This window comes from Streptosporangium sp. NPDC002524 (assembly GCF_040295985.1).
Taxonomy (GTDB): domain Bacteria; phylum Actinomycetota; class Actinomycetes; order Streptosporangiales; family Streptosporangiaceae; genus Streptosporangium.
On record NZ_JBEOWK010000037.1, the window covers coordinates 44639 to 66432 of the forward strand.

Genomic DNA, 21794 nt, shown 5'->3' on the forward strand with positions numbered 1-21794 from the left:
TCCAACGATCGCGGAAGGCGGCGGGCCGATCATCCGTTCCTGCGGAAGACGACCACCAGGACCCGCAGGCCCAGGATGGCGCTGACGAGCAGGAGGTTGTAGCCGATGAGCTGGTGGAGCCCGACGCCCGGGGTGACGCGCGGGCCGGTGTCGGCCCCGAGCAGCAGCGCGGACATGAGGCCCGTGGTGGCCGCCAGCACGGTGAGCAGCACCTGGTGGAGCATCCCGGTGACGTGCCGCCGGTCGCGTTCGTCGGAGAAGAGGCGCACGTTCAGGCCGAAGCGGCCGTGCTCGGCCGCGTCGGCGATGCGCTCGATCCGGCGGGGCAGGCGGCGCACCATGGGAAGCAGGCCGAGCACCTCCCGGGTGACCTCGTCCCGCACCCCCTGGGAGTCGAGGCGTTCGGTGAGGTGACGGAGGGAGAACGCGCGCGCCTCGGTGACGATGTCGAAGCCGGGGGCGAGCCGGGCGAGCGTGCCCTCGACCGTCGCCAGCGCCCGGAACACCGCGGCCACCTCGGGCGGGAGGGACAGGCCGTGCGAGGAGACGATCCGGAAGAGCCTGCCGAACATCTGCGCGTCCGGAGGGGTACCGGCGAGCAGGTGCCGGGCCATGAACCGGCCGAGCTCGCGTTCCAGCCCCCGCTCGTCGATCTCGTCCGGCCTCGGCACCACCTCCAGCAGGGCGTCGCTCACCCCGAGCGGGTCCCCCCGGTCCATCGCCCCGAGCAGGCGCCCCAGCGCGTCGCGCAGCGAGCCGTCGAGCCGCCCCACCGAGCCGAAGTCGAGCAGGGCCAGGCGCCCGTCGGCGAGGAGCATGAGGTTGCCCGGGTGGGGGTCGGCGTGGAACACCCCGTGCAGCATGATCTGGCGCAGCAACGTGTCGAACAGCGTCCTGGCGAGCTCCTGCCCGTCCCGCCCGCCGGACGCGGCGGCCCCGAGCGGGGTGCCGTCCAGCCACTCCATGACGAGCACCCGCCGCCCGGACAGCTCCGGGTACGGCACCGGCACGTGGACCGGCTCGCCCGCGGAGACCGCCGCCACGGCGGCCATGTTCCCGGCCTCGATCCGGAAGTCGAGCTCCTCCCGCAGCGCGTCCGCGAACCCCCTGGACAGGGCGGTGACGCCGAACGCGCGCCCCCACCGGGTACGCCGTTCGAGCGAGTGGGCGAGGCGGTCGATGATGTCGAGGTCCTGCTCGACCACGGTGGCGATCCCCGGACGCTGGACCTTGACCACCACCTCCTCGCCCGTCCGCAGCCGGGCGCGGTAGACCTGCGCGACCGAGGCGGCGGCGAGCGGTTCGCGGTCGAACCCGGCGAACGTCCCCTCCACCGGCCCGCCCAGCTCGGCCACGAGCACCGGCTCGATCTCCGCCCAAGGCGCCGACGCCGCGCCGTCCTGCAGCAGGCGCAGCTCCTCGACGAACTCCACCGGCAGCAGGTCGCTCCGGGTGGACAGGATCTGGCCCAGCTTCACGAACGTGACCCCGCCGTCGTCGAGGGCCTCCCGCAGCGACCTGGCCAGCCGGGCCCTGCTGGAGGACGCGCCGAGGTCGGGGTCCCGGCCGCGCAGGTACGGCCCGAGACCGTGCCGTACGAGGATGCGCGTGATGCGCAGGTAGCGGCGTGAGCGGATCAGGTGACGGCGCAGCCCTCCGGCCAACTCCAGCGGTCCCGGAAGCGACCCGGACGGCATCAGGGCCTCGGCGATCACCAGGGGGACCAGCCCGGCGAGCAGGGCGCAGACCACGGCGAGGATGAAGAACCAGATCGGGGTGACACCGGGGTCGTCCGGGGCCACCGTTCCCGCGAACGCCCGCATGAGCGGTCCGGCGATCAGGACCACGAACACCCCGGCCAGCAGCGTGCGGACGATCCCGAACCGCAGGTCGAGCAGGCGCCGCGCGGCCAGGGTGAACGCCGCCACCAGGACCAGCACCCCGATCACGAGCACCAGGGGCGTTAGAAGGTCCACGTTCATTCCGCTCGCTCCGTCGCGTTCGTCGTATTCGTTGTTTTCGTCGTTTTTGTCGTGGGGGTGAGGTCCGGCACGTATCCCATGCGTCCCCCGTGTCCGTGACGCGCGGACACGGGCGGGGAGGCGTGATCGACGGCGAACAGACTAGATGACCCGCTTTGGGGACAAAGGAGTTCCGGGCAGGGCGGGGTCCGGGCGGAGCGGGGGGCCGGGCAGGGCGGGGTCCGGGCGAGACGGGAGACCCGGGCGGGGCGCGATGAACCGGTTTCCGGGCCGGGCCGGGACCGGGCGGTGAGCGCGGGCGGGACGCGATCCACCGACATTCCGAAACGCGGCGCGTTCGGCATGAGAAAGAAACGCGCATCACCTTTCTTCCCACACATGGGGAGAATCATCATGAAACCGCCACGGAGATCGGATCCGCGGACCGGAGAAGATACGCAATATCTTTGGAAGACAGAACGAGGAAATTTTCGTTTACCCTCCCGGAAACGGAATTCCACACCCCTCGAAAGGAGGGCGTATATATTTTCCACGCCGTCAAGATCGCGCCGTCGACGGAGATGCCAAGAGCTCCGCCCGCAGCGCGCTGTTTTGATAAGGAGCATTCCGTATGCCATTGAAGCGACGATTCGCCCGAGTCACGGTCAGCTGCGCCTTCGCGGTGGCGGCCGTTCTGAGCCTCGGGGCCTTCGCCCCCGTACCGCCGAGCGTCCCGGACAACCCGCCCGCGCCCCAGCCCCGGGAAGCCGCACTTCAGCCCTGGGAGGCCGCGCCTCAGTCGTGGGAGCCCGCACCCCAGCCCGGGGAGGTGGCGCCGCCGCCCAAGCCCACCGTGCGCGCCCTGACGGCCGCCGAGATCCGCGGAAAGGGACTCGACAGATACATCGACATGTCCCGCCAGAAGGAAACGGTCCCCAGCATCATCGACACGGACCAGGGGCGGTTCACCAGCACTCTCCTCCCTCCCGCGAAGCGGCCGGGAAACCTCAGTCCCGCCAATGCCACGACCGGCTGCTGGTATCTCACGACGACATATGGATACCCCGCTCTCCAGGGAAGTGCCTACCACACGTGGTGCGGTGACGGCGTCCGTGTCACATACACCTCGGCCAGTTGCACCGGGAGCACGACGCTTCCCACCTATATCTACGAGGGCTGCCAGAACGTCCAGGCCTACGGGGTCGGCTGGAATGTCTGGGACGTCACCGACAGATGGCGTTTCTGCACGTCCTACAACCCCGTCACGGGCGTTTGCTCCTCCCGGATATACCCGTGGCAGAAGAACCGCTACGGCGCCAACGGCCAGGTCTGGCTTCTCGGATGGGGCAACTAGGGATCAACACTCCGGCGTCGCGCGTACGGACCCCGTACCGGCGCAGGTGAGATGAGACGGCCACCGCGTGATCACCCGGGATCGCGCGGTGGCCGTCGGCATGTCTCGCGCGGAGTGGGTGGGGTGGGCGGGGTGGGCGGGGTGGGCGGGGTGAGTGGCCGCGGGGCGGTGGCGCGGTCGTCGCACAGTGCCGCCAGGCGTAAAAAGCGGTAATAGTGCACGTTGGGGGGTGAGTGTGCATTCCTGCGCAGAAGGATGGGTTGGCGGTTTCTAGTGTGCGTGGTGTCCGAACGGCAACACCCCTCCACCACCGCACAGGAGCATCACGATGAGCACGACGCGCACCCTCCTCGCCGGAGCCGCCCTGGCCGCCTCCCTGCTCGCCGGCGTGGCCGCCGCCCCCGCAGCCTCCGCCTCCACCGGGACCGCCACCGCGGCTTCGGCCACGGTCGCCACGCAGCAGGCCCAGACCTCCAGCAAGCACTTCTTCGGCCCCTACTACTCCGGGTTCGGCCGCGGCGAGGACTTCGGCCACCGCTCGTACTTCAAGGGCTACTGGACCAAGGACAACGGCCGCTACTGGTTCTACGGCGACCTGTTCGACCGTGACCGCGACCGCTCCTACAGCTACGTGTGGTTCAAGTGGCACGACCGCTTCGGCTCCCACACCAAGGTCTTCAAGACCTTCGGCCACGGCGACATCGACCACTTCGGCGGCTTCAAGAAGAGCAACGGCTTCGACGACTTCAAGATCCGCGTCTGCGAGGGCACCGACAAGTTCGACGACTGCGGCCGCTGGGGCGACGCCTTCTAACCCTCCCCACCCCCACACACAAAACCCCCACCAACACCCAACGCTTTCACCGAACACCTTCACCGACATCGACCCGCACCGATCGACCCGATCGGTCGCCCACGCTCGAACCCGGCCGGCTCCCCAGGGGGCCGGCTTCGTGCTGTGCCCGGCCCTTTCTCCCGGTGCCGCGTCCACCTTCCGTGCCCAGGCCGGACAGCGACCCACCAAGGGAAACGCGCCACCTTCCGGGCCGCGAACCCGGCACCTCGTGAGGCTCGCCGAATGCTCCGAGAGCTAATTTCATCACTTGTTGACTTATTTTCCCTCCCCGCCTAACCTTGCGGCAACGCATTAGTTGCAGTGATGCAAGGAGTTGTCCGATGAACCCCGTGGACGGCGCGGAGCGTGACCGGCTGGCCGGTGACATCGGCGATTTCCGGCGGGCGCTGATCCCCGGTCTGCTGCTCCATCTGCTGAGCGGGTTCGAGGGCGACGAGCCCTCCATGATCCAGGTCGCCACGCTCTACACCATCGACGAACCGGTCGCCCCGACCCTCCGCGAGCTCGCCGAACGGATCAGCCGGTCCGTCTCGGCCACCAGCCGCCTGGTCGACCAGCTCGTACGGCGGGGGCTGGCCGACCGCCGGGAGGATCCCGGCGACCGGCGGGTGCGGCGGATCGCCCTCACCCCGGCCGGAGCCGACTTCCTCCGCACGTTCGAGCGCGTCCGGGCCGACGCCCAGCTCGAAGTCATGGCCCATCTGACCGCCGAAGAACGCGAGCTCGTGACCCGGGCCATGACGCTTCTCGGCGAAGCCTCAAGGAGACGACGCACCCATGCCCAAGCCGCTCATCCCACCCATCCCGCTCATCCTGAGATTCGGTGACATCGGGGCGGAGACGCTGCCCCTGGTCGGCGGCAAGGCCGCCAATCTCGGCGTGCTCACCACCGCCGGGTTCCCCGTTCCCCCCGGCCTGTGCGTCACCACCGAGGCCTACCGCAGGGTCACCGAGCGGGCCGGGCTGGAGGATGTGCTCGCGGCGCTCGCCACGACGGCCTCCGGGGACGTCCCCGCCCTGAACGCGCTGGCCGCGAAGGCCCGCGAGCTCGTGCTCACCGCGCCGGTCCCCGACGACATCGCGGGAGCCGTACGGGACAGCGCGGACGGTCCCGTCGCGGTCCGCTCCTCCGCGACCGCCGAGGACCTGCCGCACGCCAGCTTCGCCGGGCAGCAGGACACCTATCTCAACGTGATCGGCGCCGACGCCGTGCTGGACGCGGTCCGGCGGTGCTGGGCCTCGCTCTGGACCGACCGGGCCGTCGCCTACCGGGCCGCGAACGGCATCGGCCACGACACAATTCGCCTCGCGGTGGTCGTCCAGGAGATGGTCCAGTCGGAGGTGGCCGGGGTGATGTTCACCGCCAACCCGGTCACCGGGCGGCGGCGCGAGGCGGTGATCGACGCCAGTCCCGGTCTCGGCGAGGCCGTGGTCTCCGGCGCGGTCAACCCCGACCACTTCGTGGTCGACACCGCCACCGGCCGGATCACCGAACGCCGCCTCGGCGACAAGCGGCTGGCCGTACGGTCACTGGCGGGCGGCGGCGTCGAGCACGTCGAGGCGCCCGCGAGCCCCGCGGCCTCCCCGGAGTCCACGCAGAGCGCCTGTGTCACCGACGCGCAGCTGGCCGAGCTGGCCGCGCTCGGTGACCGGGTCGAGCGGCACTACGGGGCGCCGCAGGACACCGAGTGGGCGATCGACCCCGGGGGTGTCCTCTGGCTCACCCAGTCGCGTCCCATCACCACGCTCTACCCGATCCCCCACCACGCGGAGCCGTCCGCGGACCCGTCACCCGTGGCGGGCGGCACGGGCGCGGGGGGAACCGGCGCCCCGGACACGCCGTCCCGGGAACGGGAGCCCGAGCCCGACGGCACGCGGGTCTACTTCTGCTTCAGCCTGGCCCAGGGCCTCTACCGGCCGATCACCCCCATGGGCATGTCGGCCTTCAGGCTGCTGTCGTCGTCGGCGTTCGAGATCCTGGGGATCCCGGTGGCCGACCGGGTGGCCGGGGCCCCCGTCGTCGCGGAGTCGGGCGGGCGGCTGTTCTTCGACGTCACCGGCTTCATGCGCGGCAGGGTGGGCCGCGTGGCCTTCCCGAGGGTGCTCGACGTGATGGAGGCCCGGTCGGCGAAGGTGCTGCGCGGCCTGCTCGACGATCCCCGGTTCGGCGTCACCCAGCCCTCGCTCCGCCCGCCCCTGCGCCGGGCGGTCAGGATCGCGTCCCGCTTCCGCATCCCGCGGCGTGCCGTACGGGCCCTGCTCGACCCCGCGTCGGCGCACCGGGACGTGGAGCTGCTGGACGCGCGCCTCCGGAGGGAGCTGGCCGCGCCCGGGGACGCCACCCCGGCCCAGCGCCTCGACCACGTCGAACGGGTGCTGAGCCGTCAGATCTTCCCGCTGCTGCCGACGATCGCTCCGGCGGCGGCGGCCGGGTTCGTGATGCTCGGCCTGGCCGCCAAGGCGCTGGGTGACCGGGCCAGGCCCGGCGAGCTGCAGACGGTCCTGCGCGGGCTGCCGCACAACGTGACCACCGAGATGGACCTGGCACTGTGGCGGCTGGCCACCCGCGTTCGCGAGGACCGCGAGTCCGTCTCCCTGCTGCTGGGCACCCCCGCCGCCGAGCTGGCCGAACGCTTCCGCGCCGGGTCGCTTCCCGGCGTCGCGCAGCGGGGCCTGGCGGACTTCCTCTCCGTCTACGGTGTCAGGGCGGTCGCCGAGATCGACCTCGGGTTGCCGCGCTGGTCGGAGGACCCGACCCACATCATCGGCGTCCTCGCCAACTACCTGCGGCTGGAGGACCCGGCCCTGGCTCCCGACGCGCTGTTCGCGAAGGGCGCCGCCGAGGCCGTTCTCATGATCAAGACTTTGAGCGGGCGCGCCGGGGGTCCGCGCGGACGGTTCGTCCGCTTCGCGCTCGGCAGGACCCGGGCGCTGGTGGGCCTGCGCGAGATGCCCAAGTACGCCATGGTGACCGCGCTCGCCGCGATGCGGGCCGAACTGCTGGCCGTTGGTGCCGAGCTGGCGGCGCGCGGGCCGCTGTCCTGTGCCGACGACATCTTCTTCCTGACCTTCCGCGAGGCCAGGGCGGCCCTCGCCGACCTCCCTGCCCGGGAGACCTCGGCTCCGCCCGACCGGGAGACCTCCGATCCGGCCCCCGCTTCCGTACCCGTACTGACCGTCACCTCCCCGTCCGGCGGAACCACGCGACTCGCACCGGCGGAGCTCGTGGCGCGGCGGCGCGAGGAGGCCGCCCGCGAGCTGCGGCGCAGGCACGTCCCCCGCGTCCTGCTGTCGGACGGCACCGAGCCGGAGGCCGTCGGCGTACGGACGCCGGTGGACGGGGCGCTGACCGGCACCCCGGCCTCGGCGGGCACCGTCACCGGTGTCGCCAGGGTCGTCCTCGACCCGGTCGGCGCGCACCTGGAACCCGGGGAGATCCTGGTCTGCCCCTCCACCGACCCCGGCTGGACGCCGTTGTTCCTCACGGCGGGCGGCCTGGTGATGGAGATGGGCGGCGCCAACTCCCACGGTGCCGTGGTGGCCCGCGAGTACGGGATCCCGGCCGTGGTGGGGGTGAGCGGGGCGACCGAGCACATCGTCACCGGCCAGGAGATCACCGTCGACGGCGCCTCCGGCGTCGTCACCGCCACCTGACCTGGCGCGCGGCTCGTCCGGGGGTTCGTTCGGGGTCGTCCGGGATCGTTCACGGCTCGCTCGCACCTCGTTCGGGGTTCGTTCACAGCTCGCTCACGGCTCGCTCGGGGCTCGTTCGTGACTCGCTCGGGGTTCACATGGGCGAGACTGCTACCGGCGGTGTCGCCGGAGCATCTGCCACACCGTCTCCGAGAGACCGTCTCCAGGAAGCCGTAATCAGGAAGCCGTCTTCGAGAAGCCTTCCTCGGGAAGCCCTCCTCAGGGGGCTTTCTCCTGGAAGCCGTCCTCGGAAAGCCGTGCTCAGGAGAACATCCTCAAGAAGACGCCGTCGAGGAGACACCTCCCGGAAAGGCGGGGATCATGCCCTCCACCCAGGTCGCCGTACTCGGCGAGTGCGTCGCCGACGCCTTCGCCACGAGCGACACCCCCACCGCGGGCAGCGCCCCGCCCCCGGGCAGCTCCGCCACGGTTCGCCCTTCCTCGGGCGTCCCTTCCTCGGGCGTCCCTTCCTTGGACGGCTCCACCACGAACGACCCCGCAACGAACGATCTCGCCCCGGACGGCTCCCCCGCGACCGGATCCTCGGCGGGTGACGTCCTCGCCCCGGGAGGCACGCGGGACGAACTCGTCCTGCGCGTCCTGCCCGGGGGCGGCCCGGCGAACACCGCGGTGGCCCTGGCGCGCCTCGGCACCGCCACCCGCTTCCTGGGACGCCTGTCGGGCGACTCCTTCGGCGCCCTGTTCCGCGCGCACCTCGGCGCCTCCGGGGTCGACCTGACCGGCTGCGTCGACGCCCCCGAGCCGAGCACCCTGGCGGTGGCGACCCTGGACGAGTCGGGGCGGGCCCGCTACTCCTTCCACGCCGACGGTGCCGCCGACTGGGCGTGGAGCGCGGCGGAGCTGACCGCCGAGCGGGTCGGGGACGTCTCCTGCCTGCACACCGGCTCGCTCGCCCTGGTCCGCGCGCCGGGCGCGGAGGCCGTCGAGGAGGCGCTGGCGGCGACCGCGGCCCGTGCCACGATCTCGATCGACCCCAACGTGCGGGCCGTGCTCGTCGACCCGGCCGTCTACCGGGAGCGGATGCCCCGGTGGTGCGCGCTCGCCGACATGATCAAACTGAGTGACGACGACCTGGAGCACATCCACCCCGGCAAACCGGTCGAGCGGGTCTGCGACACCTGGCACGACGCGGGCGTACGCCTGGTCGTGGTGACCCGCGGCCCGCTGGGGGCGCTCGTCTCCGTCGGCGGCGAGCGCGCCACGGTCCCCACGCCGCCCACGGAGGTCGTCGACACCGTCGGCGCCGGTGACTCCTTCACCGCCGGGCTCCTGCACCGGCTGCACGCCTCCGGTCTGCTCGGCGGGCGGCTCGACCGGCTCGACCTCGACCGGGCGGTGGACGCCGCGACCTTCGCCGCCCGGGTCGCCTCGCTCACCTGCTCGGTGGCCGGGGCCAACCCCCCGTGGGCGCGCTGAACAGCAGAACCGGCATCGGCCCCAGCACCGACACCGACGCCAGCACTGACACCGGCACCGGCACCGGCCACGCCCTCGACAGTCTCCCGCCGGACCGCGAAGCCACCCGCGCCCCGGGGTGGCCGGGCCGCGAGGGACACCGCCTCGTCGACCGGCCGCGCGAGCACCACGACCACGCGCTAGTCATCCGGTGCGGTCGAGCCGTGCACCATGGTGTCGACAATGGCCTCTACGAGGGGCCGGGTGACACTGCCGAGAGGTGCGCCGACCAGGGCGAACAGGGCGCCGCCGTAGAGCGTGACGAGCGCGGGGACCTTCTCGCGGGCGATCTTCAGCCCCAGCTGGTCGTGATGGCCGGCGGTGAAGCGCACCGCGACCTCCTGCAGCCCCGCCAGCGCCGCGGCCAACGCCGGGCGGCGTACCGCCTCCAGCTGTAGCTCGAAGATCGCGATGTAGCGGTGGCGCAGCGTGGTCGCCGCCGTGAGCAACGACTCGGTCAGCATTTCCACCAGGTCGGCGCCGCTCGCGGGCTGGTGCCCGGCCGCCTGGTCCATGTCGGCCAGGTGGAGCTCGACCACCCGCTCGGCGGCGGCCACCAGCAACGCCTCGCGGCTGCGGAAGTAGTTGGACGCCGTGCCGGTCGGCAGCCCCGCCTCCTTCTCCACCGCGCGATGGGTCACCCCGTGCGTCCCCGAGAGTGCCAGCAGGTCGATGGCGGCGTCCGTCAGGGCTTGGCGGCGGGCTGGGTTGGTCGGCGGCACCCGGCCATGCTACCAATAACCGTAGTAGTACGGTCGTAGTGGATGGAGGAACGTCATGCGTGTTGTCGTGGTCGGTGCCGGGCTGGGCGGGGTGGCGGCCGCGGTGGGCCTGCACCGCCAAGGGCACCAGGTGACCCTCTACGAGCGGGCCGCCGAGCTCCGCGAGACGGGCACCGGCGTGGTGATCATGCCCAACGGGCTCCGCGCGCTGGAGGAGCTCGGCTACGACACCGGGGGGCAGTCCGTCCCCGCCCGCAGCGCCGGACTGCGCGACTGGCGCGGGAGGCCACTGCTGATCACCGACGCCGTACGGGCACAGCGCGAGGTCGGGTCGATGATCGTGACCGACCGGGCGGAACTGCACCGCACCCTGCGCGCCCCGCTGCCCACCGGCGCGGTACGGACCGCGACACCGGTGGAGCGGCTGGAGCCCGACGTGGAGGGAGTGGCGGTGTTCAGCGATGGCGAGCGCGTCGACGAGGCGGACGCGGTGATCGTGGCCGACGGGATCGGCAGCGGGTTGCGCGCACAGCTGTTCCCCGGCCACGGCGGGCTGCGCAGGATCGGCCGCATGGACCTGCGCGGCACCCTGCCTCGTCCCGCCGGGCTGGACGTGGAGGAGCTGCTGGCCGGCATCCTGATCGACCGGCGCACCGGGGCGATGTTCGGGCTGTTCCCCATCGGCGCCGACGGGCTCTACTGGTTCACCGACTCCGTGCTGCCGCAACCCGTCCCGGGACCGAAGGAGGCGCGTGAGCAGATGCTGGCACTGATGGCCGACTGGCACCCGGCCGTCCCCGCGCTGCTGGCGGCCACCCCCGCCGGCGACGTCCACGTCGACCCGATCGCCTGCCTGGCCGAGCCGCTGCCGACGTACGCGACCGGCAGGATCGCGCTGCTCGGCGACGCCGCGCACGCCATGACACCCGACCTCGGACAGGGCGCCAGCCAGGCCTTCGAGGACGCCGCCGCGCTCACCCGCCACCTGACAGGGGCCGGACCCGCCGACGTGGCAGAACGACTGCTGCGCTACGACGCGATCCGCCGCCCGCGCGCCAACCGGCTGATGCGAGCCGCGGAACGGCAGTCGCGGCTGACCTCGCGGACCGGGGCCGCCGCCTGGGCGCGCGACACCCTGCTACGCGCCATCCCGGCCCGCCTGGCCGCCCGGCAGCTCGCCGCCATCTGGCACGCCTAGCGCAACTCACGGACATCGGGGCGGGTCTTTCCCCGTCGTCCTTCCCCGCCGCCCTTCCTCGACGTCGACAACCGCCGGACGGTGAGGCGAGGTGACTACACCGACGCCTTCCTGTCGCGCGCCCCCCGGACTCCCCTAACGCCGTCACCGCCCCCCGTCGCGGCCCTCCGGACTCTCCCGCCGCCTGGCGACCCCGCCGGTCCGGGCTCCGGTACGGACACGGCGGACGGTTTTCCAACGGTCATCACCGAATGTCATTTACAGACTCGCAAAAAACCCGTAACCCCTGCAAGCGATCACGCGCGATCTGATTCGGGTCGTACATGCAAAAACCCCACCAATAGCGGATGTAACCACCGCTGGGGCATTGCGCTCGAAGGGAAAAACATGCGCTTGTACGCGCAGGTCAGGGTACGGGCACTCGCCGGAACCATGGCTGCCGCATTCGTCTCCACGATGCTCTTCGCCGGACCCGCCCACGCCGACCCGCCCGTATCGGGAACCGGTGAGGACGGCGCCTGGTCGATTGAGACGGTGGAGGGTGGCCACAAGATCACACTTCGGCTCGCCGAACCACTCCCGGTACGGGACGCCGTACCGGAACTCGCCGTCGACGGCGTCTCCCTCGGCCCCGCCGTGGAGTCGCCGGACGGCAGGACCCTGACGATCACCACGTCCGACCCCGGGGCCTCCGCTCCGGCGTCCGTCGACGTGGCCTGGAACGGCGAGGTCCCCTCGGAGGCCGCCCCCACCGCGAGGGTCGCCCCCGAACCGGCGCCCTCCCGGCAGGGCAGGCCGAGCCCCCCTCCCCCGCCGGTCGACCCGGCGGCCCCCGGGCGCTACACGGTCGTCCACGACGAGTACGACCTCGGCGACACCGCCATCACCCTCGCGGGCCTCGGCGGCAGGCAGGCCGAGATCCGCGCGAAGGTGTACCTGCCGAAGGAGGCCACCGGCAGGCTTCCCCTGGTCGTCTTCCAGCACGGCCGCCACTCCGCGTGCTACAACCCCGTCACGCGCCAGACGTCGAACAGCACCTGGCCGTGCCCGGCCGGGCAGCAGCCGATCCTCAGCTTCACCGGATACGACGGCCCCGCCGACGTGCTCGCCAGTCACGGGTACGCCGTCGTGTCGGTCAGCGCCAACGGCGTCAACGCCGCCGACAACCCGTTCAGCGAGGACCGGGGCGCCCTCGCGCGCGGCGAGATCGTCATGCGCCACCTCGACCTGCTCGCCGACGCGGCGAAGGGGACGGGCGACGGCAAGCTCGTCGAGCTCTTCGAGGGCCGTCTCGACATGGACGACATCGGCCTGATGGGACACTCGCGCGGAGGTGAGGGCGTCGTCAAGGCGGCACTGCTCAACGCCGGGCGTCCCGCGCCGTACGGGATCAGGGCGGTCCTCCCGCTCGCGCCCACCGACTTCGCCCGCGCGACCCTGCCCAACATCCCGATGTCCGTCTTCCTGCCGTACTGCGACGGGGACGTCTCCAACCAGCAGGGCCAGCACTTCTACGACGACTCCCTGTACGCCTTCGCGAAGGACGAGGCGTTCCGCTCCTCACTCATGATCATGGGGACGAACCACAACTTCTTCAACACCGAGTGGACACCGGGCGTGGCCGTCGCCCCGGCGTCCGACGACTGGAGCAACCGCAACGACCCGGTGTGCGGCAGCACCGCCGCCCCCGACCGGCTCACCCCGGCCGAGCAGTACGCGGTGGGCACGGCGTACATCGCCGGGTTCTTCCGGCTCGTCCAGGGCGGGGAGCACGCGCTGCTCCCGCTGTTCGACGGCAGCGGCGCCGTCTCGGCGTCCGCCGGGCGCGCGGTCGTCCACACGGTCGCGCAGGCCGAGGCCGACAAGCGCCTCGACGTGGCTCCCTTCACGTCGCCGTCGTCGCCCTTCACGGTGTCGGGCGCGGCGACCGGCGTGATCTGCGCGGGCATGCTGGACCGCTCGCCGCAGAGCGGCGTGCCCACCTGCGCCACCAGGCTGACCACGTCGCAGGCGCCGTCCTGGACACCCGCGACGTACGCCGGGAACGTCACCGCCACGCCGGTCCTGCGGTTCGCCTGGACCGACACCACCGGCGAGGTGAGCGTCCCGCTGCCCGCGGGGTCGCGGAACGTCAACGGCCGCGACGCGCTGACCTTCCGCGCCGCCCTCGACGAGAACACGACGGGCGCCGCGGCGGGGAACACCGACCTCGCGGTCACCGTCGTCGACGGGCGCGGCACGACCGGCACCGTGCTGGTCTCCAGCGTGAGTGACGCCCTCACGCCGTTCCCCGGCGCGGTCTCGCCGCTCCCCAAGACGTGGTTGCGGACGGTACGCGTCCCGATGTCGTCCTTCGGCGGGGTGGACCTGCGTGACGTGCGGGAGGTCCGCCTCACCGGCGCGAGCCCGGCCGGTGGCGTGTACCTGGGTGACCTCGCGTTCTCCGACGTCCGCGTGGGCAAGGCGGAGCTGGACGAGCTGCCGCAGGTCTCGCTCCAGGGACTCACCGTCCCCGAGGGCGACGGTCCCGGTGCCGCCACCATGACGCTGACGCTGTCGGGACGGAGCAAGGAACCGGTGACGGTCAACGTCCAGTCGATCGCCACCGGCACCGCGCCGGTGATCGCGACGCTGGCCCAGCAGGTCGTCATTCCTGTCGGGGCGAGGTCGGCCACCTTCCAGGTGCCGATCGCGGGCGACACCGCACCGGCGACGGTCGCGCAGTCGTACCAGGTGGTCGCGTCCGTGCCGACGAACGCGACGATCGGGAACGGCTTCACCCGCCTCGTCGTCACCGATGACGACGCTCTCTGACAGACGACGCTCTCCGGCCTCGGGCCGGACGGGCACGGACACGGGAACGAGCGACAAGTAACGGGTAACGGGTAACGGGTAACCGGTATGGAACGGGCACGGCTCACGAGCCGTGCCCGTTGCCGTTGCTGTCGCCGTTGCCGTTGCCGTCGCTGCTGTCGCTGCTGTCGCTGTTGCCGTCGCTGTTGCCGTGCGACGGACCGGACGGCGGACCGCGCGAACCGGCGGGCCGTACGAACCGATCGTGATGCGGTCGGCCCGTGTACCGCGATGCGGTCGGTCCGTGTACCGCGATGCGGTCAGTCTGCGCACCACGATGTGGCCGGTCCGCGCACCGCGATGCGGTCACCCCGGGGCCACGATGCGGCCCGTCCGTGGACCGTGATGCGGTCGGCCTTAACTCTCGCCCGGGGTGCCCTCCGGAGGTACCGCGAAGCTCGGGCGCCCGTCGGAAGAGACGAAAGGTGCAAATGTAACGGTCCAGCTACGGGACGCCCACGCCTCCCACCTGCGCATATCTGAAGATGTCAACTCGTTACCTCGCAATAAGGTGCACATCGGACACCTGCGTGTTACAAACCTCATTAGTTAATTGCCGAGACAAACGAAAGGCGGTGCCTCGCGTGAACCAGGAGTACAACGTCCCGTACGCGGCCGGTACCGCCCTGCCGACCAGCTCTCCCATGGTCCGTCAGACGAACCTCTCGCTTGTCCTGCGTCACCTGCGGGACAACGCGTGCCAGTCCCGGGCCGACATCGCGGAGGTGACCGGCCTGCACCGGGCCACGGTCTCCAACCTGGTGTCTCAGCTGGTCGATCGGCGGCTGGTCCAGGAGGTCGACACGGAACACGTCGGCGCGATCGGCCGTCCCCGGCGGCCCCTCGCCCTGCACGGCGCGCACATCGGCGCGCTGGGTCTGGAGATCAACGTCGACCACATCTCGGTCCACGGGTCCGACCTCGGCGGCCGGGTCCTCGTGGAGCGCAGGGTCGGCTTCGACGCGATAGCCGGCGGGCCGGACCGCGCGCTGCGCGTGCTCGGCCGGACGGCACTGGAGGCCGTCGAGGCGATGGAGCGGGCCGAGGCGGTCCCGGCCGGCCTCGGGGTCGCGGTGCCCGGCCTGGTCGACGTGGCACGCGGCGTCGTCACGTTCGCGCCCAACCTGGGCTGGCGTGACCTGCCGCTGGCGGAACGGCTGTCGGCCTCACTCGGCCCGTGGAGCGTTCCAGTCTCGGTGGACAACGACGCCAACCTCGCGGCCGTGGCCGAGCACACCTCCGGCGTCGCCGCCGGCACCCCCCATCTCGTCTACCTGACCGGTGACGTGGGCGTGGGCGGCGGCATCTTCGTCGACGGCAAGCTGCTGCGCGGCGCGGACGGCTTCTCCGGCGAGGTCGGGCACCTGCCGGTCGACCCGGGCGGCGCCCGCTGCGGCTGCGGGCGGCACGGCTGCTGGGAGACCAAGGTGGGACTGGCGGCGCTGGTGCGGACGGCCATGCCCGACCGGGCGTACCAGCCGGCCGGACCGTCGACGTCCGACCCCGAGGAGTACGCGACGGAGATCGCCGGAGGACTGGCCTCGGGCGACCACCGGATGATGGACGCGGTCGCGCGGGTGGGGCGGTGGCTCGGGCTCGGCGGCTCGATCCTCGCCAACCTGTTCAACCCGCGTGTGATCGTCGTCGGTGGTTACTTCGCCACGCTCGCCGAATGGCTGCTGCCCCACGCCCAGGCGGAGCTGGAACGGCTGGTCGTGGCTGGCTCCGCCAACCAGTGCCGGTTCGTCGCCTCCGACCTCGGCTTCGGCGCCGCCTCACGGGGCGCCGCGAGCATGGTGGTGAACCGGCTCATCGACCATCCGACCATGATCATGGATCCACCACCCCGGCTGTCGGTCATCTGACGGCCCCCCAAAGCCTGGAGGAAGCACCCTCCAGCCACTGCAGTACCCAACCTCATGTCCCAAGTGGCACCAGTGCGGCGGCGCGCGCTTTGCCTGACGACCCCCCAAGTCAGGGAAGGAATCACCCCATGTCACCACGTTCTCGAACGTGGGCCAGGCTCTCAACGATCCTGCCGAGAATCAAAACCCGCTCCCTACGTCAGACGGCGACGACGATGGCCGTGGCCCTCGTCCTGCCCCTGATCCCCGTCTTCACACTCATGACGTCGCCGGCGAACGCCTCCGCGGCCCTGTCGTCGTCGGCGAACGCCGCCGACCCCGACTTCAAGGTCCTGGTCTTCTCCAAGACCAGCGGCTTCCGGCACGACTCGATCCCCGAGGGGATCGCCGCCGTCCAGAAGCTCGGCCTGGAGAACAACTTCGCGGTCGACACGACCGAGGACAGCGCCCAGTTCACCGACGCCAACCTGGCGCAGTACCAGGCCGTCATCTTCATGTCCACCACCGGTGACCCCCTCACCACGCCGGACCAGAAGGCCGCCTTCGAGCGCTACATCCAGGGTGGCGGCGGCTTCGCCGGCATCCACGCGGCCTCCGACAGCGGCTACAACTGGGAGTGGTACGGCAAGCTCGTCGGCGCCTACTTCAAGTCGCACCCGGCGACCCAGCAGGCGAAGGTCGTCACCGAGGACCTCGCCCACCCGTCGACCTCGCACCTGCCCACCTCGTGGACCCGCGTCGACGAGTGGTACGACTTCCAGGCCAACCCGCGCAACAGCGTGCACGTGCTGCAGTCGATGGACCAGAAGTCCTACACCGGCTCCACGCAGGGCATCGACCACCCGATCTCCTGGTGTCAGGACTACGACGGCGGGCGCTCCTGGTACACCGGCCTCGGCCACACCAAGGAGAGCTTCGCCGAGCCGAACTTCACCAAGATGCTCCTCGGCGGGATCAAGACCGCGGCGGGCGCCGAGAAGGCCGACTGCTCCGCCTCGCAGAGCGGCAGCTTCGACAAGGTCACCCTTGACGACAACACGGCCAACCCGATGATGACCGACATCGCCAAGGACGGCCGTGTCTTCTACATCGACCGCCTGGGCGACGTCAAGATCATCAAGACCACCGGCTCGACCGTGACGGCCGGTCACCTGAACGTGTTCACCGCCAACGAGAGCGGCCTGCTCGGCCTGGCGCTGGACCCGGACTTCGACACCAACAAGTGGCTGTACCTCTACTACTCGCCGACGAGCCCGAACGTCGACCGGCTGAGCCGGTTCACGGTCAACGGCGACACTCTCGACTTCTCCAGCGAGAAGGTCGTCCTCGACGTGCCGGTGCAGCGGGCCGAGTGCTGCCACCACGGTGGCGGCATGCTCATGGACCACAAGACCGGCGACCTGTGGCTCGCCACCGGTGACAACACCAACCCGTTCGCCTCGGACGGCTACACGCCGACCGACGAGCAGGCGGGCCGGTCCTCGTGGGACGCGCAGCGCACCTCGGGCAACACCAACGACCTGAGCGGCAAGCTGCTGCGCATCACCCCGCAGGACGACGGCACCTACACCGTGCCGACCGGGAACCTGTTCCCGGCGGGCACCGAGAAGACCAAGCCCGAGATCTACGGCATGGGCTTCCGTAACCCGTTCCGCATGGGCCTGGACCCGAAGACCGGTCACGTCATGGTGGCCGACTACGGACCCGACGCCGGTGCCGCGAGCGCCACCCGCGGTCCGCGGGGCACCGTCGAGTGGAACCTGGTCAGCAAGCCGGGCAACTACGGCTGGCCGTTCTGCGTGGGCGACAACACCCCGTACATCGACTACAACTTCGCCACCAAGGCGTCGGGGGCGGCCTACAACTGCGCCGCGCCGGTGAACGACTCGCCCAACAACACGGGCCTGACCAACCTGCCCCCGGCGATCCCGGCGGCGATCCCCTACACCGGCTCCACCAACCCGAACTCCTTCCCGGAGCTCAACGGTGGCGCGCCGATGGCGGGCCCGGTCTACCGCTACGACGCCGACCTGGAGTCGCCCGTCAAGTGGCCGGCCTACTGGGACGGTAAGGCGATCTTCGGTGAGTGGAACACGAACAAGATGTTCTCGTTCCAGCTCAACGAGGCCGGCGACGCCCAGATCAAGATCAACCAGATCCTGAGCTCCATGAGCTTCAAGCGCCCCATGGACATCAAGTTCGGTCCCGACGGCGCGCTGTACCTGATCGAGTGGGGCTCCGGCTTCGGCGGCGACAACGCCGACTCCGGCATCTACCGCATCGAGTACGCCAAGGGCACCCGCCCGCCGGTCGCCCGCATCACCGCGGACAAGACCGACGGCCCGGCCCCGCTGACCGTGCAGTTCTCCAGCCAGGGATCGAGCGACCCCGACGGCAAGCCGCTCACCTACGCGTGGGACTTCGACGGCAACGACACCGTCGACTCCACCGAGGCCAACCCCTCGCACACCTACACCCAGGCCGGGCAGTACAGCGCGGTCCTGACCGTCAGCAACCCCGACGGCCTCAGCGGCACGGCGAACCTGCCGATCACGGCGGGCAACACCCGTCCGGTGGTCACCTTCGAGCTGCCGCCGAACGGCGCGTTCTTCGAGTTCGGCGACCAGGTGAACTACAAGATCGCCGTCACCGACGCCGAGGACGGCACGATCGACTGTGACGACGTCAAGATCCAGGCGTACCTGGGCCACGACAGCCACGGTCACCCGCTCGACCAGCACGACGGCTGCGAGGGCACCATCCAGACGCTGTCCGACAGCGGCCACGGCATCGACGACAACCTGTTCTACATCCTTGAGGCCACCTACGCCGACAAGGGCGGCTCGGGCGGCGGCCAGTCGCTGACCGGGCGGGCCGAGGTCATCCTCCAGCCCAAGCGCAAGCAGGCCGAGCACTTCTCGTCGACCGGCCGCGTCGCGGGCGGCACCGGCACCGACGCCCCCGGCGTCCAGACCGAGACGGGTGCCGACCCTCAGGGTGGCGCCCAGAACATCGGCTTCACCAACGACGGCGACTACTGGGCCTACACCCCGATCAACCTGGGCGGCATCTCCCAGGTCCGGTTCCGGGTCTCCTCGGGCGGCGCCGGCGGCACCGTGCAGATCAAGGCGGGCAACGCCGACACCGGGACCCTGGTGGGCTCGGTCGACATCACGCCCACCGGCGGCTGGCAGACGTACAAGGACGTCACGGTCGACCTGACCAACGTCCCGGCGACGACCGGCCCGCTGTTCTTCATCGTGCGCAAGCCGGCGAGCGCGGCCAACGACGCCTACCTGCTCAACTTCAACTGGGTCGACTTCATCGGCCAGGGCGCGACCGACAACCAGCGCCCGACGGTGACCGCGTCGGCGACCCCGGTCACGGGCATCGCCCCGCTGAAGGTCGACTTCACCTCGACCGCCACCGACCCCGACAACAACACCCCGCTCACCTACAAGTGGAACTTCGGCGTGAACGGCTCGCCCGAGCCGGCCACCGCCAACGCGAGCCACACCTACACCGCCCCCGGCACGTACACCGCCACGGTGACCGTGACCGACACCAAGGGTGCCTCGACGAGCAAGACCATCTCCATCAAGGTGGACCCGCCGAGCACCACCTGCTTCACCGGTCGTTCCGACGACTTCCTGGGCACCTCTCTGGACCGCGACCGCTGGTCGGTCGTCCGTGAGGACCAGAACCTGAGGGTGGCGGACGGCAAGCTCATCCTGCCGACGTCATTGACCGAGATCTACAACACCGGCCCCGGAACCGTGACCAACATCACGTTGCAGCCGCTGCCGCAGGGCGCCTGGACCGCCACCACCAAGGTGACGATGGCCGCCAGCCAGCAGTACCAGCAGGCCGGCCTGGTCGTGTACGGCGACGACAACAACTACGCCAAGATGGTGCTCCAGGGCCGGAGTGCCACCCCCGACCACGCCGCTCGTATCTTCCAGTTCATCCGGGAAGAGAACGGCGTGCCGAACGAGGTGGCGGCGAGCAACACCGCCAACCTCGGTAACGCCTTCCCCGACACCTACTACGTCCGGTTCATGAGCGACGGCACCAACCTCACCGCTCATTACTCGGCTGACGGCACCACCTTCACCGCCATGCCGGAGACCAAGGCGCTGGCCGGGATCACCAACCCGCGCATCGGTCTCATCTCGTTCGCGAGCACCGGTACCAGCAAGCCGGTCATCGACGCCGCGTTCGACTGGTTCCACATCACGCCCGACGACACCGCCGGTACGGCGGAGCCGAGCGACGAGTTCAACGGCACGTCCCTGGACGCCTGCCGCTGGAACGCGATCGTCCGTGGTGACAGCTCGGCCGCCCGGGTCACCGGCGGCAACCTGGAGATCGACACCCAGACGGGCGACATCTTCGGGACCGGCAACACCGCTCCGAAGAACTTCATCCTGCAGACGGCGCCGAGCGGCGACTGGACGCTGGAGACGAAGGTCGACGGGTCGGCGCTGAACGAGCAGTACCAGCAGGGCGGCCTGATCGTCTACACCGGTGACGACGACTACGTGAAGCTCGACTACGTCGTCGACAACACCGCGGGCTCCGCGGTGTCGCGGCGGATCGAGCTGCGCAGCGAGGTCGCCGGAACCGTCCTGGACCCGCAGCCGCAGATCGGCTCGCTCACCCAGGGCGTCTGGCACCTCCGCCTGAAGAAGGAGGGGACCAGCTTCAAGGGTTCCTACTCCGCCGACGGCACCACGTGGACCGAGTTCGCGCAGGCGGTGACGAACACCGCCGTCGGCAGCGGCAAGATCGGTGTCTACACCATCGGCACCGCGCAGCAGGCGTCCAAGACGGTCAAGTTCGACTACTTCCGCGTCAACGGCGGCGGTGGCGGTACGGACGACTCGACCGCTCCGGTCACCACGGCCACCCCCGACCCGGCCCAGCCGGCGAGCGGATGGTTCAACAGCCTGATCCTGGTCGCGCTGGCCGGCGCCGACGAGGCGCAGGGCAGCGGTGTCGACAAGACCGAGTTCCAGCTCGACAACGGCGCCTGGACCACGTACCTGGAGCCGGTGGTCATCACCGGTGACGGGAACCACACCCTGGCGTACCGTTCCGTCGACAAGGCGGGCAACGTCGAGGCGACCAAGACGCTCGCCGTCAAGGTCGACGCGACCGCGCCCACCACGACCGCGGACTTCCTCCCGGTCGGCCAGGGCACGGTGCCGGTGACCCTCGCCGCGGCGGACGCGACGTCCGGCGTGGAGAAGATCGAGTACGCCCTCGACAGCGGCGACTGGACGCCCTACACCACGACGGTCAACGTCACCGGTGCGGGCGACCACGAGCTGCGCTACCGCGCCACCGACAAGGCCGGCAACGTCGAGGAGACCAAGGCCGCGACCATCAAGATCGAGGACGGCGGCACCGCGCCCACCATCCTCATCTCCGGTGTCGCGGACGGTACCGAGTACGGCGACAGCCAGGACCTCACCATCGCCTGGGAGGTCTCCGGCACCGGCGTCAAGACCGTGACCGGCAAGCTGGACGGCCAGCCGTTCACGTCCGGGACCGTCCAGCAGCTCCACAAGCTGGCCCTGGGCGAGCACACGCTCACCGTCACCGTCGAGACCGAGTCCGGCGGCACGTCCGAGCAGACGGTCACGTTCAAGACGGTCACCTCGACCGACGACATCTCCGCCCTGATCGAGCGGTTCGAGGCGGCCGGGCAGCTGACGGCCACCGGCGCCGCGAAGCTCCAGGACAAGATCTCCAAGGTCATGGTCTCCGAGGACAAGGAGCGCGAGCGCGACAAGAAGAAGATCGTCAAGAAG

The 21794-nt window shown here is 70.8% G+C and carries 11 protein-coding genes; 9 read left to right on the forward strand and 2 right to left on the reverse strand.

From position 1 onward, the window contains the following. Nucleotides 1-29 precede the first annotated feature (29 nt). Nucleotides 30-1982 (reverse strand): ABC1 kinase family protein, encoded by a 1953-nt coding sequence (locus ABT053_RS39525; RefSeq protein ID WP_350976479.1) that lies wholly within the window; start codon nt 1980-1982, stop codon nt 30-32. Between the two features lie 610 nt (nt 1983-2592). Here ABT053_RS39525 and ABT053_RS39530 point away from each other — a divergent pair. From ABT053_RS39530 to ABT053_RS39550, 5 genes are all read left to right on the forward strand, one after another. Further along, nucleotides 2593-3315, forward strand: coding sequence for a hypothetical protein (locus tag ABT053_RS39530; protein ID WP_350976481.1), 723 nt, complete (start codon nt 2593-2595; stop codon nt 3313-3315). Nucleotides 3316-3643: 328 nt separating this feature from the next. Beyond that, nucleotides 3644-4129 (forward strand): hypothetical protein, encoded by a 486-nt coding sequence (locus ABT053_RS39535; RefSeq protein WP_350976483.1) that lies wholly within the window; start codon nt 3644-3646, stop codon nt 4127-4129. Nucleotides 4130-4491: 362 nt separating this feature from the next. Further along, nucleotides 4492-4998, forward strand: coding sequence for a MarR family winged helix-turn-helix transcriptional regulator (locus ABT053_RS39540; protein WP_350976485.1), 507 nt, complete (start codon nt 4492-4494; stop codon nt 4996-4998). Beyond that, nucleotides 4949-7825, forward strand: coding sequence for a PEP/pyruvate-binding domain-containing protein (locus ABT053_RS39545; RefSeq protein WP_350976487.1), 2877 nt, complete (start codon nt 4949-4951; stop codon nt 7823-7825). The genes ABT053_RS39540 and ABT053_RS39545 overlap by 50 nt, the downstream gene beginning before the upstream one ends. Before the next feature lie 360 nt (nt 7826-8185). After that, the gene (locus ABT053_RS39550; RefSeq protein ID WP_350976490.1) at nt 8186-9301 is read left to right on the forward strand and encodes a carbohydrate kinase family protein; all 1116 of its coding nucleotides are present in this window, start codon (nt 8186-8188) and stop codon (nt 9299-9301) included. A 179-nt stretch (nt 9302-9480) separates the two neighbouring features. Here the strand turns inward: ABT053_RS39550 and ABT053_RS39555 are convergent, their stop codons facing one another. After that, a complete protein-coding gene (locus tag ABT053_RS39555; protein WP_350976492.1) occupies nt 9481-10062 on the reverse strand; it encodes a TetR/AcrR family transcriptional regulator in 582 nt (193 codons plus the stop codon). Between the two features lie 55 nt (nt 10063-10117). Here ABT053_RS39555 and ABT053_RS39560 point away from each other — a divergent pair, with 55 nt between their 5' ends. The 4 genes from ABT053_RS39560 to ABT053_RS39575 all read left to right on the forward strand — a co-directional run. After that, nucleotides 10118-11260: an FAD-dependent monooxygenase gene (locus ABT053_RS39560; protein WP_350976494.1), complete on the forward strand. Its 1143-nt coding sequence runs from the start codon at nt 10118-10120 to the stop codon at nt 11258-11260. Nucleotides 11261-11647: 387 nt separating this feature from the next. Continuing rightward, nucleotides 11648-14074 carry an alpha/beta hydrolase gene (locus tag ABT053_RS39565; RefSeq protein WP_350976496.1) on the forward strand — a complete coding sequence of 809 codons (2427 nt, stop codon included), beginning with the start codon at nt 11648-11650 and terminating at the stop codon, nt 14072-14074. Nucleotides 14075-14688: 614 nt separating this feature from the next. Further along, nucleotides 14689-15978, forward strand: a complete 1290-nt coding sequence (locus ABT053_RS39570) for an ROK family protein (RefSeq protein WP_350976498.1) — start codon at nt 14689-14691, stop codon at nt 15976-15978. Between the two features lie 215 nt (nt 15979-16193). After that, the coding region (locus ABT053_RS39575) for a ThuA domain-containing protein (RefSeq protein WP_350976500.1) at nt 16194-21794 on the forward strand (5601 nt) is incomplete at its 3' end.